14 protein-coding genes are annotated in these 14,562 nt (G+C 63.2%); 6 read left to right on the top strand and 8 right to left on the bottom strand.

What is annotated here, in order from left to right; all coding sequences use genetic code 11:
* Positions 1 to 718 (bottom strand): nitrogenase iron protein (gene nifH / locus QZY01_RS20765; protein WP_294541028.1); only part of this gene is annotated, 718 nt, incomplete at its 3' end.
* 459 nt (positions 719 to 1,177) lie between these two features.
* Between nifH and QZY01_RS20760 the strand changes: the two genes are divergently transcribed.
* From QZY01_RS20760 to QZY01_RS20745, 4 genes are all read left to right on the top strand, one after another.
* The gene (locus QZY01_RS20760; RefSeq protein ID WP_294541026.1) at positions 1,178 to 1,609 is read left to right on the top strand and encodes a response regulator; all 432 of its coding nucleotides are present in this window, start codon (positions 1,178 to 1,180) and stop codon (positions 1,607 to 1,609) included.
* 217 nt (positions 1,610 to 1,826) lie between these two features.
* Positions 1,827 to 3,809 carry a SagB family peptide dehydrogenase gene (locus QZY01_RS20755; RefSeq protein WP_294541024.1) on the top strand — a complete coding sequence of 661 codons (1,983 nt, stop codon included), beginning with the start codon at positions 1,827 to 1,829 and terminating at the stop codon, positions 3,807 to 3,809.
* 4 nt (positions 3,810 to 3,813) lie between these two features.
* Positions 3,814 to 4,275 (top strand): ankyrin repeat domain-containing protein, encoded by a 462-nt coding sequence (locus QZY01_RS20750; RefSeq protein ID WP_294541022.1) that lies wholly within the window; start codon positions 3,814 to 3,816, stop codon positions 4,273 to 4,275.
* A gap of 56 nt (positions 4,276 to 4,331) precedes the next feature.
* Positions 4,332 to 4,781 carry a hypothetical protein gene (locus tag QZY01_RS20745; RefSeq protein WP_294541020.1) on the top strand — a complete coding sequence of 150 codons (450 nt, stop codon included), beginning with the start codon at positions 4,332 to 4,334 and terminating at the stop codon, positions 4,779 to 4,781.
* A 300-nt stretch (positions 4,782 to 5,081) separates the two neighbouring features.
* Here the strand turns inward: QZY01_RS20745 and QZY01_RS20740 are convergent, their stop codons facing one another.
* A complete protein-coding gene (locus tag QZY01_RS20740; RefSeq protein WP_294541018.1) occupies positions 5,082 to 5,660 on the bottom strand; it encodes a hypothetical protein in 579 nt (192 codons plus the stop codon).
* Positions 5,661 to 5,906: 246 nt separating this feature from the next.
* On the opposite strand from QZY01_RS20740, the gene QZY01_RS20735 reads away from it, so the two are divergent.
* Together QZY01_RS20735 and tnpA are read left to right on the top strand one after the other, a co-directional pair.
* On the top strand, positions 5,907 to 7,595 hold the full coding sequence (locus QZY01_RS20735; RefSeq protein ID WP_294541016.1) for an amidase: 1,689 nt from the start codon (positions 5,907 to 5,909) through the stop codon (positions 7,593 to 7,595).
* 166 nt (positions 7,596 to 7,761) lie between these two features.
* Entirely contained in the window at positions 7,762 to 8,193 is a 432-nt protein-coding gene (tnpA, locus tag QZY01_RS20730) for an IS200/IS605 family transposase (protein WP_294541014.1), read from the top strand.
* Positions 8,194 to 8,505: 312 nt separating this feature from the next.
* On the opposite strand, the gene QZY01_RS20725 is transcribed toward tnpA, so the two are convergent.
* The 6 genes from QZY01_RS20725 to QZY01_RS20700 are packed head-to-tail and all read right to left on the bottom strand — an operon-like array spanning position 8,506 to position 14,534.
* Complete coding sequence (locus tag QZY01_RS20725; RefSeq protein WP_294541012.1) at positions 8,506 to 9,171, bottom strand: methionine ABC transporter permease; 666 nt, start codon at positions 9,169 to 9,171, stop codon at positions 8,506 to 8,508.
* Positions 9,161 to 10,213: a methionine ABC transporter ATP-binding protein gene (locus tag QZY01_RS20720; protein ID WP_294541010.1), complete on the bottom strand. Its 1,053-nt coding sequence runs from the start codon at positions 10,211 to 10,213 to the stop codon at positions 9,161 to 9,163. Before QZY01_RS20720 ends, QZY01_RS20725 begins: the two co-directional genes overlap by 11 nt.
* Positions 10,210 to 11,007: an alpha/beta hydrolase gene (locus QZY01_RS20715; protein WP_294541008.1), complete on the bottom strand. Its 798-nt coding sequence runs from the start codon at positions 11,005 to 11,007 to the stop codon at positions 10,210 to 10,212. The genes QZY01_RS20720 and QZY01_RS20715 overlap by 4 nt, the downstream gene beginning before the upstream one ends.
* 7 nt (positions 11,008 to 11,014) lie before the next feature.
* The gene (locus QZY01_RS20710) at positions 11,015 to 12,310 is read right to left on the bottom strand and encodes an O-acetylhomoserine aminocarboxypropyltransferase (RefSeq protein WP_294541006.1); all 1,296 of its coding nucleotides are present in this window, start codon (positions 12,308 to 12,310) and stop codon (positions 11,015 to 11,017) included.
* A gap of 42 nt (positions 12,311 to 12,352) precedes the next feature.
* Positions 12,353 to 13,705: a phenylacetate--CoA ligase gene (locus QZY01_RS20705; RefSeq protein ID WP_294541004.1), complete on the bottom strand. Its 1,353-nt coding sequence runs from the start codon at positions 13,703 to 13,705 to the stop codon at positions 12,353 to 12,355.
* A 49-nt stretch (positions 13,706 to 13,754) separates the two neighbouring features.
* Positions 13,755 to 14,534: a MetQ/NlpA family ABC transporter substrate-binding protein gene (locus QZY01_RS20700; protein ID WP_294541001.1), complete on the bottom strand. Its 780-nt coding sequence runs from the start codon at positions 14,532 to 14,534 to the stop codon at positions 13,755 to 13,757.
* Positions 14,535 to 14,562: the final 28 nt, after the last annotated feature.

The raw sequence follows: 14,562 nt of genomic DNA, 5'->3' as shown, positions 1-14,562 counted from the left end.
GACCGGCCTGAACCGAATCCGGCGCATATTCCAGCACCGTCATGCGGCGCAGCTCGGCGTGCTGCACGATATTGTCGCGCGGCACGAAGTAGATGAGGTTGGTGCCGAGCTTCCTGGCCAGCGCGTCGGCCAGATCCCATTCCTTGTCGGTCTGGCGTTCGTTGCAGACCAGGCCGCCCAAACGCACGCCGCCGGAATTGGCGTATTTCAGAATGCCCTTGGAGATGTTGTTGGCCGCATACATGGCCATCATTTCGCCGGACATGACGATGTAGATTTCCTGCGCCTTGTTCTCGCGGATCGGCATGGCGAAGCCGCCGCAGACCACGTCGCCGAGCACGTCATAGGAGACGTAGTCGATGTCTTCGTAGGCGCCGTTTTCCTCGAGGAAGTTGATCGAGGTGATGACGCCGCGACCCGCGCAACCAACGCCGGGCTCCGGACCGCCGGACTCCACGCAACGAATGTCGCGATAGCCGATCTTCATCACGTCTTCGAGTTCGAGATCCTCGACCGAACCGGCTTCGGCGGCCAGCGACAGGATGGTGTCCTGGGCCTTGGCGTGCAGGATCAGGCGGGTCGAGTCGGCCTTGGGATCGCAGCCGACGATCAGAATGCGCTGGCCCATTTGCGCAAGCGCCGCCAGGGTGTTCTGCGAGGTCGTGGACTTTCCGATGCCGCCCTTGCCGTAAAAGGCGATCTGCCTAAGCTTAGCCATATGATGCTCCTTGATATAGTTCCGTGTGGCGTGAACTTCGCGCGTTCTGCGCGAGACTGTTTCTATCTGTCAGAAACGGACCCGCTTTGACGGGAAGGAACGCATCGCTCGTCTTGCGTCTGCGTGCGTTCAGCCCTCACTCAGCCGTTCCGCCCAACAGGATTGCAACCGCCGTGCCAGAGAAATTCTTTTTCTAGAATATTGTTTTTATGAATGTTTTATTGGCGGTCCGGGATTGGGGGCCCATGTGAACAAACCGACAGCCAGGGTACGGCTGAGGCAAACAAGACACGTTTGTCGGAAATTTGCGGCTTGCGTCGCTTGGATGGCCGGAGCCCAAGCCCAAGCCGGAACAGAATTTGCACAGTAAACAGGCGCGCGCCGTCCCCCGGGGATGTCGCGCCCACCGATTCAACGGGCAATTCCTGATCCAACGGACGATAAAGGGGCGAGGACGAGATGCAGATTGGCGTGGAAACCTCCAAAGCGGTCGACCAGCGTCGGGTTTTTGTCGTCGATGAAGACGAGATCACGCGGTCGGTGCTGCAATTCATGCTGCATGACGAGATCGAGACCCACGAACTGGCCTCGCCCGAAGAAGCCTACGAGAAGGGGCAGGGCTGGCTCGCCCCGCATGTCGTGCTGCTCGGCCTGTCTTTCGTGCAGCAGCGAGGCCTCGAACTGGTCGGCCAGATCGCCGAAAAATTTCCCGGCGTGCGCATCCTGATCGTTTGCGACAAATCCGGCGAGGCGCTCGCCGTCGAAGCGATGAAGGCCGGCGCCCATGGCGCCATGGTCAAGCCGCTGACGCTGGAATCCGTGCGCAAGAAGGTCGATGTGATTCTCGGACGCGGCGGCGCAGCGCCGCTTGTGCAACTCAATATCATCTGAGGCGCGGGAAACTCGACAAACCAAAACCGTCATGCCTGCCTGTTCCGGGCGTCCACGCCGAGCCGCCAACCCGATTGTCAAAATGTCGCGCGGCGGGGCGGCGTGGATCGCCAGGACAAAGGGCGTCGAGAGACGCCCCTCATTCGACGGTCTTTGCCCGGCCATGACGACCCATGGGGGGATGACATGCCCCCTCCTGCTCAAGGACCGATTGACAATGGCGCGCGTCAATTTTTACGAAAAGCCCGGCTGCGGAACCAATCGCAAGCAGAAGGCGATGCTGGCCGCCGCCGGCCATGAGGTCGTCGCCCATGATCTCTTGACCGAACCCTGGACGACCGAGCGGTTGCTCGGCTTCTTCGGCGACGCGCCGCTGGGGACATGGGTCAATCCCGCCGCCCCTCGGGTCAAATCCGGCGAGATCGACGCCATCGCTCTCGGCCCCGAAACCTTGCTCGAAAAAATGCTGGCCGATCCGCTGCTGATCCGCCGGCCGCTGATCGAGGCGGAGGGCCGGCGCTGCGCCGGCTTCGACCGCGAGCCGATCCTGTCGCTGCTCGGCGAAGGGGAGGAACTCGACAAGGCGCAGGGCTGTTCGCGGCCTCTTTCGGCGACACCCTGTCCCGCCCCGCCGCCGAACCCCGCCGCCGCGACGGCGATCGCCTACCACAATCGCACCAAGCACCGCTTCGGCGGCTACGCATCTGGCCCTGAAACGCTGGATTGGGACATGCAGCCCGATCCATTCCGCATTTTTGACGGCGCGCCGCGCATCGAACTGCCGCTGGCCCCCGAAAAATGCGACGTCGCGCCGCCGCTGAGCCGCGCCTCGCTCGGCGCGCTGCTGCATTTGTCGCTCGGCCTGTCGGCATGGAAACAATTCGGACCCGACCGCTGGGCCTTGCGCGTCAATCCGTCGAGCGGCAATCTTCATCCGACCGAAGCCTATGTCGTCGCTTTGGGCTTATCGGGCCTGGACGACGGGCTCTATCATTATGTCAGCCGCGACCACGCCCTCGAACAAAGATGCAAGACCCCGGACAGCGACGAAAGCCGACAAAAACCCGACACGCCGCGCGTTTGGATAGGCCTGTCGTCGATCCATTGGCGCGAGGCCTGGAAATATGGCGAACGCGCCTTCCGCTATTGTCAGCACGACATCGGCCATGCGCTTGGCGCGCTCGCCTATGCGGCGGCGGCGCTGGGCTTGAGCGCGCGGCTGGTCGAGGGCGTTTCCAGCGCCCAAATCGCCCAAATTCTCGGCCTCGAACGCGAAGCGGATTTCGGCCGTTGCGAGCGGGAAGAGCCGGACCTGCTGCTGGAAATTTTCGCCCATGCCGCCGCAGAAATCAGCGCGCCGCCGGCCATGGAGGGCCTTTGGGCCGGACTGGCCAATCTGCTCGACCGCCGCCCGATGTATCGCTGGCCGATCATCGACGAAGTCGCCCACGCGACGCTGGGCGGCGCGTCGGGACATTTTTCGCCCCCGTCCGAACCGCCGCGCGCGCACAAAAAGCCCATAACGGCGGAATCGATTCTGGGCCGGCGCAGCGCGCAGCATTTCGACAGTCAATATATCATGTCATCGGAAAGCTTTTTCGCCCTGCTCGACGCTTTGCTTGTCCGCGACGAGACGCCATGGAATGTCTGGAAATTCCAGCCGCGCCTGCATCTTGTGCTGTTCGTCCATCGCGTCGAGGGCTTGGCGCCCGGACTCTATGCCTTGCCCCGCGACGCCGGAGCGATCGAATTCCTGCGCGCCGCGCTCGACGGCGATTTCCCGTGGACCAGACCGGAAGGGGCGCCGGACCATCCGCCCCTGTTTCTGCTCAAGCCCGGCGACCTGCGCGGCGCGGCGCGGCGGCTGTTCTGCAACCAGGCCATTGCCGGCAATTGTTGTTTCGCCGTCGCCATGCTGGCGGAATTCGACGCGCCCTTGCGCGAAAATCCCTGGTTTTACAGGCTATTGCATTGGGAGGCCGGACTGATCGGCCAATCGCTCTATCTCGAATCCGAGGCCCGCGACCTGCAGGGCACCGGCATCGGCTGTTTCTTCGACGACGAAACCCATGCATTTCTGGGTCTTAAAACCGCCAAACTGCAAACGATCTATCATTTCACCGTGGGACGCGCGCTGACCGACGCGCGCATCGCCACCGAACCCGCCTATCCCGGCAGGCAGAGACCGAAAGAATTTTGACCGAATGTGGCAATCGCACGATCTCTACGCCTGGCTGCACGCCGAAGGATTTGGCGGCGACCTCGACGCCACGCTCCCCAATGCGACGACGCCGCTGATGCGCGCGGCCTTGAAGGGGGACATCGCCATAGCCAAACAGATTCTGGCCAGCGGAGGCAACATCGCGGCGCGCAACGGCGACGGCAATAACGCGCTGTGGCTCGCTTGCGTCGAAGGCCATCTCGCCTTGCTCGACCTGTTGATCGAGGCGGGAATCGACATCGACAACCGCAACGACAATGGCGCGACGGCGCTGATCTACGTCGCCTCGTCGGGGCGCGCGGAAGTCGCGGCGCTGCTGCTGGCGCGCGGCGCCGACATTCACGCCGGGACGCTCGACGGCTTTACGGCGCTCGACCTCGCCGCCAATATCGACTGCCTGAATCTTTTGCGGGCGGCGCAGAAGAACAATCCCGCGAAAGTCTGACCGGGGCTTTTTTTGGCGCCGGTCGTCCTGGCGCTCAGGCATTTTGAAGGCCGACGATGAAGCGCATTTTCTTCCTTTGTCTCGGCGCGGCGATGGCGGCGGGCGATGCGGAGGCGGCGATGCAATGGCGATGGAAATGCGCCGGACCGGAATTTGAGGCGACGGGCGAATTCACCACCGAGGACAGTCCGGGTAAGGACGGGTTCTATTCCATCACCGGCGTCACGGGCCAAGCGAATGGCGTCGCGATCGCCGGACTGCAACCGGCGAAGACCGCTATTCCCGGCAACGAAGGTTGGCCGGTCGATAATCTGATCCGCGCGGAAAAACCCCAGCTCAGCCCGGGCGGCTTCGGCTTCGCGCTCGCCGACGGCTCCTTCGCCAATCCCTTCTTCGGAGAGCACTTCGACCCCCCGGGTTTTTTTGCCGTGGTCGCCAACCCCGCGCGAAATATTTGGCGCGAGCCGAGGGTAGATTTCGAGGCGGTCCGCTCAGTCGGTCCGTGAGGCGGGCCGCCCGGGAAAAATTTTGCGTCCGCGCCACGGACGTCCGCCTGCGGCGGATTGCGGGCGTAGCGCGAAGGACCGGTCCCGAGAAAACACCCGTCGATGGCCGAACGGCAAGGGTGCGCCAGAAGCGGGAATTCACGGATGGCCCGTCCAAATTCCGGCCTCGCCCCAAAGCGGACGACTTCCTTCTGTTTCGTCAGGGGATGAACCGCTTAATTTCTGCCGTTCGGACCGGCCGGAATCGCCTTGCTCGACGCGCCCAATATCGGATCCGAATTCAACAGGCTCGCCATGCCTTCACTGAAGGAAGATTCTGCCCCACGATATCTCCAACCTATTGATTTCAATCAATTCATACATGGTTTGAACGTCGTAAAAGGTGAGGATCCGGCAAGGGAATCGGTCCATGCGAAGGCTTGGCAATCTTTCTTTGAAGGCGACAGCCGGCCCGCTCGCTTTGGTCGTCGCGGGCGTTTCATCGCCATCCTGCGCCGAAACCGCCGCCCAGTTCCTCGTCGGCGACAACGCCAAGGCTGAGAGCAGCGGCGAACTCGCCAGGCAAATCCAGAACCCGGTAGGCGACCTCATCAGCCTGCCGCTGCAGAACAATGTGTACTTCGCCTGCGGACCGCGCGGCGGAATGCAAAACGTTCTGCAGGCGCAGCCGGTGGTCCCCTTCCACGTGAGCGACGACTGGAACGTCATCACCCGGACGATCCTGCCGGTCCTCTGGAACCCGGACGCCTCGCCAGTTCCGACCGTGCCGGTCTGCGCCGGGCCGACATCCTTCACTGCCTTCCTGGTGCCTCGCCCGGACATCAACGGCTGGCTCTGGGGCGCGGGCCCGGTGGTGCAACTCCCGACGATCGCCAGCACGACGCTCGGCTCGAGCGCCTGGGGCGGGGGCCCAGCGCGGCGATCGTCTATTCGAACGGCCCCTGGGTCACCGGCGCATTGTTCAACAACATCTGGTCGTTTGGCGGGACGCGCGGACCGTCCGGCAATGGATACGGCGCTTTCCTCTTCAATCCCTTCGCCGCCTATAACCTCGATGACGGCTGGTAGATCTCCTCCAGTCCGAATGTCCTTGCGAACTGGCAATTTGAGGGAACCAAATGGACTGTGCCGCTCGGCGGCGGAGCCGGCAGGGTCGTCCACATCGGAGACCAGCCGGTCGATCTGTCGATCAACGCATATTATAACGTCGTCAAACCGGAGGTCGGGTCGCGCTGGCAACTGCGCACGCAACTCACGTTCATCTTCCGATGCGGCCGCCTCGCCGAAATCAATCCCCTGGAAACCTGGAGGTGCGCAATGGTTGACAGAAGAACGCTCATTAAAGGCGTGGGATCGGCTTTTGTCGCTTCGGCGCTCGATCTTCCATCCGTGCGGGCCGAGGCCAGCGATCCGCTCTGTTACGCGTCGGTCGACGAACTCATCGCCATGTTCAAGGCGAAGAAGGCTTCGCCCGTCGATCTTCTGAAGGCGCAGATCAAACAGATCGAGACCTTCAATTCAAAAGTCAATTGCATCACCGACGCACATTTCGACGAGGCGCTGAAGGAAGCCAGACAGTCCGAAGATCGCTATCGTCGCGACGAGGCAAGGCCGCTTGAAGGCATTACGGTCGCCGTCAAGGACGAATTCGCCCGGCCGGGCTGGCGGATTACGCAGGGCTCCTTGCTCTTCAAAAACTCGCCGCGCGCCACGGAAAGTTCCGCCATCATCGACTCGCTCGAGGCGGCCGGCGCGATCATGCCGATCCAGACGACCGTGCCTGAATTCTACCTCTTCCTCGGCGCGTCGACCCGCGCCTGGGGCACCACCCATAATCCCTGGGACATCGAGTACTCCCCGGGCGGATCCTCCGCGGGATCGGGCGCGGCTCTCGCCGCGGGTTTCGCGACGCTCGCCCTGGGTTCGGATATGGGTGGATCGATCCGCATTCCCGCCTCGCAAAACGGCGTCTACGGCTTCAGGCCGCCATTCGGGCGTGTTGCGGGCGGGGAGGTCCCCATGTCGACTTCCGGTCCCATGGCGAGGCGCTTCGACGACCTCGTGCATCTCCAGAACGCGGTCGTCGGCCCGTCCGACAAGATCATGGCCGCAATCCGGCCGGGCCTCGACTATCCTGCCCAATATCCCGATCTTTCGGGATGGCGCATCGCCGTGGACTGGGGCGCCGGCATCGCCACCATGACACCGTCGATGAAGGATGCGATGCTCAAGGGCGTCGAGGCCCTGCGCGCCGCCGGTTGCAGAGTGGAAGAAGTCGACTGCGGCTTCTCGAAGACCGAGAGGTCGACCTTCCTGCACGGGCTCATGTCGACGTCGATTGGCAGCTTTACCGAGCTCGCAAACTCTCGTCGAGATCAGCTCTCCGCCTATATGACGGACTTCCTCGGCCTGGTCGGGCCCGTCGGACCGCGTCAGGCTGAAGCAGCCGAGGAGTTGCTCGAACGCTGGCACCGGCAGGTCCAGCAGCGCGTTTTCGGGAAAGGCTACCGCATCCTGCTTATGCCGACCATGGCGACGTCTCTTGTCAACGCCGACATGTTCAAGAGCAAGGAAAACAAGCTGGCGTTTTGGGAAGGCACCGGATTGGGCTACGCGTTGACGTGGCCATGGAACCTCCTCAATCGCTATCCGATCGTTGACGTGCCGCTCGGCATCGTCGAGGACCGGATGCCGGCGGGCATGCAGGTGATCGGCCAGACCTTCACCGATCTCGACACCTTCCAGTTCGCGTCTAACTGGTCGCGCCTGCGGCCGGCGCTCTTCACTGACGGGCGTTTCCCGACCTTCGCATGACGTCGGGAAATCTGCTCCTGCGCGGAGGCCCAAGCGCTTTCCGGTAAATTCCGGCAAAGCGTGGGCCTTATGGCGCGCCATGTTTTGATTCTCCATCACAGGGTTCGAACCACCGGCTTTCAGCCGGTGAACTTTAGCTTCAAGATGCGACGGGGAGGCGTCGCGGATGGACGATCGATACGGCAGTCACACGGTTTTTCAGATTGAGTATCATTTTGTTTGGGTTACGAAATATCGCTACAAGGTTCTGACCGGGGATGTTGCGGTACGCGTTCGTGAGCTGGTGAGGCAGACCTGCGAAGCGTTCGAGATCAGGATCGTGAAGGGGGTAGTAAGCGGCGATCACGTGCACCTTCTGGTCAGTGCTCCGCCGGAGATGGCGCCGAGAGAGATTATGAGGCGGATCAAGGGGCGAACAGCCAGCAAGCTATTCGAGGAGTTTCCGCATCTGAAGAAGAGGTGCTGGGGCCGGCATTTTTGGGCGCGGGGGTACTTTTGTGCGACGGTGGGTCAGATGACGGAAGAGATGATCAAACAATATCTCGAGCATCACTTCGAGCCAAATCCGAACGACAATTTCAAGATGGAGCCCGAGTAGATGCGTCGTTTAGGCGACGCGTATCCGGACTTTCAGTCCGTGAAACTCAACCCACCGGCTTTAGCCGGTGGTTGTTGAGTGAATCGGCGGTCTCAACGTCGTGCAGCGGCCCGAAGCCGCGCAGACGCTGGATATGAGATCGGCGAAATGCTCGCCTGTAACATCATCGTGTTGACGCCGGAGTATGGCCGTTCCCGCATCTGCAAATCTTTGGCGACATCTCCCCCGACCCTCTGGCGATACAGCCTGCGCGGGCGAGAGACGAGAGCCTTTGGAGCCCGCCCTCGGCCGACTCCTCGCCGGCTGCGCGAATCAGCCGCGGCGGGCGCGTTTGTTGACCCGCCGGGCGAGGGCTTCGCCGAGGCTCTGGATGGCTTGAACGAGAACGATCAGCACCAGCACTACCGACGCCATGACATCGGGCATGAAGCGCTGGTAGCCATAGCGTATCGCGAGATCGCCGAGGCCGCCGCCGCCGACGACTCCGACCATGGCGGAATTGGCCAGCAGGCTGACCGCCGTCAGGGTCAGGCCCAGCGTAATCGCCGGCAAAGCCTCGTGAAGCAGCACCTTGCGCACGATCTGCAACGGCGTTGCGCCCATGGCGATCGAGGCCTCGATCAGGCCGGCGTCGACTTCGCGGATCGCCGCTTCGACGACGCGGGCGATGAACGGCGCGGCGGCGATGGTGAGAGGGACGATCGCCGCGTTGGTTCCGATCGCCGTTCCCACGATCATCCGCGTGAAGGGAATGATGGCGACGACCAGAATGATAAAGGGCGTCGAGCGCGTGGCGTTGACGACAAGGCCGAGCAAGCCGTTCCATTTTGGCGCGGCGAAGAGTTCGCCTGCCCGGCTGGTGGCGAGAAACACGCCGAGCGGCGCCCCGATAGCGGTGGCGAGCGCGCCGGAAAAGGCGACCATCCGCAAGGTATCAAGCAGGGCGCCAATGATGAGACGGACGATTTCAGGCGACATGTCCGAGCCTTTCGGTCGACACGCCGTGATTGGCCAGGAAGGCTTCCGCCAACCCGTCGGCCAGCGCGGCGCTGGATACGACAATGATCATCGTGCCGAACGGCCGGCCCCCGATTTCATCGACCTGCGCCTGGAGCACCGCCACTTCGATCCCCATCTCGCTCGTCAGCCGCGACAAAATCGGCTCGGTGGCGCGCGGCCCGCTGAATCTCAATCTCAGCGCGATTTCATTGCCGCTGTCGCTGTCCGGCCGCAGCCGCGCCGCCAGACCGGCGGGAATTTCGCCGCCCGCGAGAGCGCCGAGGAAGGATCGCGCGGTCGTGGTTTTCGGGCGCGTGACGACCTCATGGACATCGCCTTCCTCGATCAGCGCGCCCTCTTCCATCACGCCCACGCGATGGCAGATTTCCTTGATGACTTCCATCTCGTGGGTGATCAGCAGAATGGTCACGCCGAGACGGCGATTGATCTCGGCCAGCAGCGAAAGAATCGAACGCGTGGTTTCCGGATCGAGCGCCGAGGTCGCTTCGTCGCTGAGCAGAACCTTGGGTTCGCTCGCCAGCGCCCGCGCAATGCCGACCCGCTGTTTCTGGCCGCCGGACAACTCCGCCGGATAGCGGTCGCGCTTGTCGGAAAGGCCGACGAGATCGAGCAGGTTTTGCACCCGCGACTCGATCGCCGCGCTGTCGACGCCGGCGAATTCGAGCGGCAAGGCGATATTGCGATAGGCCGTGCGCGAGGACAGAAGATTGAAATGCTGGAAGATCATGCCGATCTTGCGCCGCTCGGCGCGCAAGGCTTTGCCGTCGAGCCGCGACATGTCCACGCCGTCCACGATGACCCGGCCGGAGGTCGGCCGCTCCAGAGCGTTGATCATGCGCAGCAACGTCGATTTTCCCGCCCCGGACCGACCGATCACGCCATAAATCTCGCCGGCGCCAACGGCGATATCCACCTGTTTGAGCGCGGCGACCTCGGCGCTTTTGCGCGTCGCAGGGTATAGCCGGGAGAGGTTTTCAACCCGAATCATCTCCGCGCTCATTTTGCGGAAATCCACGCGGCCAACGCATCGAGAACGGCGTCGGGCCTCTCGACCATCAGCATATGGCCCGCGCCGGGCGAGACGACGGTGCGGGCGCCGGGGATCAGCACGGCCAGCGCCTTCCCGCTTTTTAGCGGAGTCATCAGGTCGCGCTCGCCGAGAATCAATGTGGCGGTACAGGCGATCCTTGCCGCCGCTTCCGTCCCGGCGCGATAGGCGTCGCAGGCGGCGAGATCCGCGTAAAGCACGCCGGGGGCCGTCAGCTCCAGCAGGCGCTGCGTCCCGGCGAGCATCCAGAGGCCGGGCGCGCTGGCGCCGCCCAGCGAAGCCGGGCCACCCAGTCCCCAAAGGCTGACCATGGCGATGGCGTCCGGCGAATTGGCCTGAGCGGCGGCGAGCAGATCGGCGTGAACCGGCATTTCCGCCGCCGCCCCGACCAGCGCAATGCGGTCGATCAGGCCAGGAAAGCGCGCGGCGGTCTCCAGCGCAATCAGCGCGCCCATGCTGTGGCCAACCAGCGCCGCGTTTTCCGCGCCAGTGGCTGTGATCAGTCGGCTGGTCCAGTCGGCGAGCGCCTCGATTTCGGTCAGGGCCGGCCCATCCGAGCGGCCATGGCCGGGCAGGTCGACGGCAAGGACATTGACGCCGTGATAGGCCAGCCAGCGGCTCTGCAACGCCCAGACACTGTGATCCGCTCCGGCGCCATGCAGCAGCACGACCAGCTTCTGTCCGGGCCGATGATCCTTGCCGCCGCTGGAAGCGAAAACGGCGCAGCGATCGACTTCGAGTTTCATGCCGGCCTCAAATCTTCTGCGAGGCGCGCAAGGCCTGATTGAGATCGGCGAGGATGTCGGCGGCGGATTCCAGTCCGACCGATATGCGGACCATATCCTCGCCAACTCCGGAAGCCGCCAGTTGCTCGGCGCTCATCTGCCGATGGGTGGTGCTGGCGGGATGGATGACCAGTGTCTTGGCGTCGCCGACATTGGCGAGATGGCTGGCCAGTTTCAGCGCCTCGATGAATTTTCGCCCCGCCGCCCGGCCGCCCTTGACGCCGAAACTGACGATCGACCCGGCGCCGCGCGGCAACAGCCGCAAAGCCAGATCGTGGTCGGGATGGTTTTGCAGCGAGGGATGAATCACCCAGCTCACCGCGTCATTGGCCTGCAGCGCCGCCAGCACGGCGCCGGTGTTTTCGACATGGCGCTGCATCCGCAGCGACAGCGTCTCGACGCCGGTCAGCAGCCGCGCCGCATTATGCGGCGACAGGCAGGCGCCGAAATCGCGCAGCCCTTCGGTCCGCGCGCGCATGACGAAGGCCGAAGGGCCGAATTGTTCGGCAAAGATAAGTCCATGATAGCCCGCATAGGGTTGCGTCAGCGTCGAATGCCGGCCCGAGGCGAGCCAGTCGAACCGCCCGGAATCGATCAGCGCGCCGCCGATGACGAGGCCATGGCCACCAATCCATTTGGTCAGCGAATGCATGACGATATCGGCGCCCTGCTCGATGGGGCGGCTCAGATAAGGCGTGGCGAACGTATTGTCGATCAAGAGCGGGACGCCCGCGTCATGGGCGATTTTTGCCAAGGCTGGTATATCGAGCACTTCGAGGCCGGGATTGCCGATGGTTTCGCCAATGACGAGTTTGGTTTCGGGACGGATCGCGGCGGCAAAGCCGGCGTGATCGCGCGGCTTGACGAAACTCGTGCTTATGCCGAAGCGCGGCAGGGTCTGCGCCAGCAGGTTGACCGTGCCGCCATAAAGCGACGACGACGCGACGATGTGGTCGCCGGCGCCGAGCAGGGTCGCGATCGCCAGATGCATCGCCGCCATGCCGCTCGCCGTGCAAACCGCGCCGACGCCGCCCTCCAGCGCCGCGATGCGCTCTTCGAGCACCGCGACGGTCGGATTGGAAATGCGCGAATAGAGGTGGCCGGCGCGCTCCAGATTGAACAGCGCCGCAGCGTGATCCGTGTCGCTGAAGACATAGGAGGTCGTCTCGAAGATCGGCGTGGCCCGCGCCCCGGTCACGGGATCGGGCCGCTGTCCCGCGTGGAGGCTCAGCGTGTCGAATTCGGGCGGACGAGGGGCGGACATGGCAAAAACCCTGGAAAGCAGCGGACGCTTCGGCGCAAGGCCTCAGGACCAGACGCCGCTGCGGCGGTCGTCGACCCTTTTGGCCTTGTGGGTCGCGCGCGGCAAGCTGTCGGGCGCCAGAATGCGCACTTGCGCGCCGACGCCCGTCAGCGCCTTGAGCCGGCGCTCGATGCGCGCAGCCAGCTCATCGAGCGTCCCGTTGAAACCATGCCGATATTCCACTTCGATGGCGAGGCGGTCGAGATGATCGACGCGATCGACCACCAGAAGATATTCGCCGGTCAGATCGCGGTCCTGACGCACGGCGGCCTCGACATCGGAGGGGAAGATATTGACGCCCTTGATGATCAGCATGTCGTCTTGCCGGCCGTGCACGCCATGCATGCGCAGCGACGTGCGGCCGCAGGCGCAAGGCGCGTCGGTGAAGGAGACGATATCGCCGGTGCGAAAGCGCACCATCGGCCGCGCCGATTTCTTCAAGGTCGTCAGAACCAGTTCGCCGCGCTCGCCGAGAGCCACCGGTTCGCCGCTTGCGGGGTCGAGCACTTCGACATGGATGTGATCCTCGGCCCAGTGCAACCCGTCCTTATGCTCGCACATGCCGGCGCAGGAGCCGAAAATGTCGGACAGCCCGTAATAATCGTAGACCGAGGCGCCCCAAAGTTCCTCGATCCTGGCCCTCGTTTCCGGGATCGATCCGCCCGGCTCGCCGGCGACGAAAATGCGCTCGATCGCCAGATCGTTCTTGAGGTCGAGGCCCTCCTTGACTGCCGTTTCGCCGAGATGCCAGGCATAGGACGGCGTCGTCCAGATGGCGGTGGCCTGAAACTGCTTGAGGATATTGAGCAGCCGGTCGGAGGGAACCGTTCCGGCGTGAATGGTCAGCGCGCCGAGCTTTTGCGCGCCGAGCACGCAGGGACCTCCGATGAACAGCGAGAAATTGAGCGAATGGCAATAGCGGTCTTCGGGGCGAAGACCCGAGGACCAGAATTGCCGCGCCTCGTAATCGATCCAGTCGTCGAAATCCCCGGCGGTGAAGGGGGATGCCGTCGGCACGCCGGTCGAGCCGCTCGACGCGGAAATATAGACGATGTCGCGCTCGGGGACGGCGCAGAGGTCGCCGAAAGGCGGGACGGCGATCTGGCGGTCGCGCAGGATTTTCTTGTCGATGAAGGGAAAGCGGCGGAGGTCTTCGAGGCTTTTGACCTGGTCCGGGTGAACGCCTGCGGTGTCGAAGGAGCGACGGTAAAACGGCGACCCCTCATAGGCGCGCCGCAGGTGGCTTTGCAGCGAAGACAAGGCGAGAGCGCGCCATTGTTCGCGGCTCTGCGTTTCCAGTTCGGCATCCCAGAAAGGGCGCGCCGTTCCGGGCTCGGGGCGGAGGGACAGGGTCATGGCTTCATCCAGTTAAAGTCGCGATTAATGAGACCTGGTATTGAGGGTCTCACCAGGTTGCGAGAATGGTGCCGTTGAAGCGGTTCAGGATGTAAGCCTTGACCTCGGACGAACGATAGATTTCGATGAAGCGCTTGATGGCCGGGTTGTCCTTGTTTTTGGTCTTGACCGCGAACACCAGATTCCATTGGCTGTGGTCGTCCTCGAGCAGCAGCGCCTTTTTCGGGTCCAGCCCCGCCGTGAGGGCGTAGTTGAGGCTGACCACCGAAAAGTCGAGATCGTCGAGCGCGCGCGGCAGTTGCGCCGCGTCGAGTTCCTGGATTTTCAGATGTTTGGGATTTGCGACGATATCGGCGACCGTCGCCTGGGCGCCGGCGCCGGGCTTCAACTTGATCAGTCCAGCCTTCTCCAGCAATTGCAGCCCACGCGCGGCGTTGGACGGATCGTTGGGAATTGCGGTGGTCGCGCCGTCCTTGATGGCGGCGAGCGACGTCAGTTTTTTCGAATAAAGGCCGAACGGCACGATAATGCTCCTGGCGACGGAAACAAGATCGTAGCCGCGCGTCTTCACCTGATTGTCGAGGTAAGGCTGATGCTGGAAATTATTGAGGTCAATGTCGCCGGCGTTCAAGGCTTCGTTGGGAAGCGTCCAGTCGGTGAATTCGATGATTTCGGCGTCGATGCCGTCCTTTTTCGCCTTTTCGGCGGTAAAGCGCAGAATGTCGGCATAGGGACCGGCGGAGACGCCGACCTTGAGCGGGGTTGCGGCGAGGGCGATGGACCCGACGCCAAAGACCACGGCTGCCGCCGCCAGGAATTTGCGTAGCATGTTCTTACTCCAGACCAAGTCATCGCTC

Source organism: uncultured Rhodoblastus sp. (genome assembly GCF_903903185.1).
GTDB lineage: Bacteria > Pseudomonadota > Alphaproteobacteria > Rhizobiales > Beijerinckiaceae > Rhodoblastus.
Note: the sequence above shows the minus strand (reverse complement) of the source record. Positions and strands in the feature narration are given on the sequence as shown.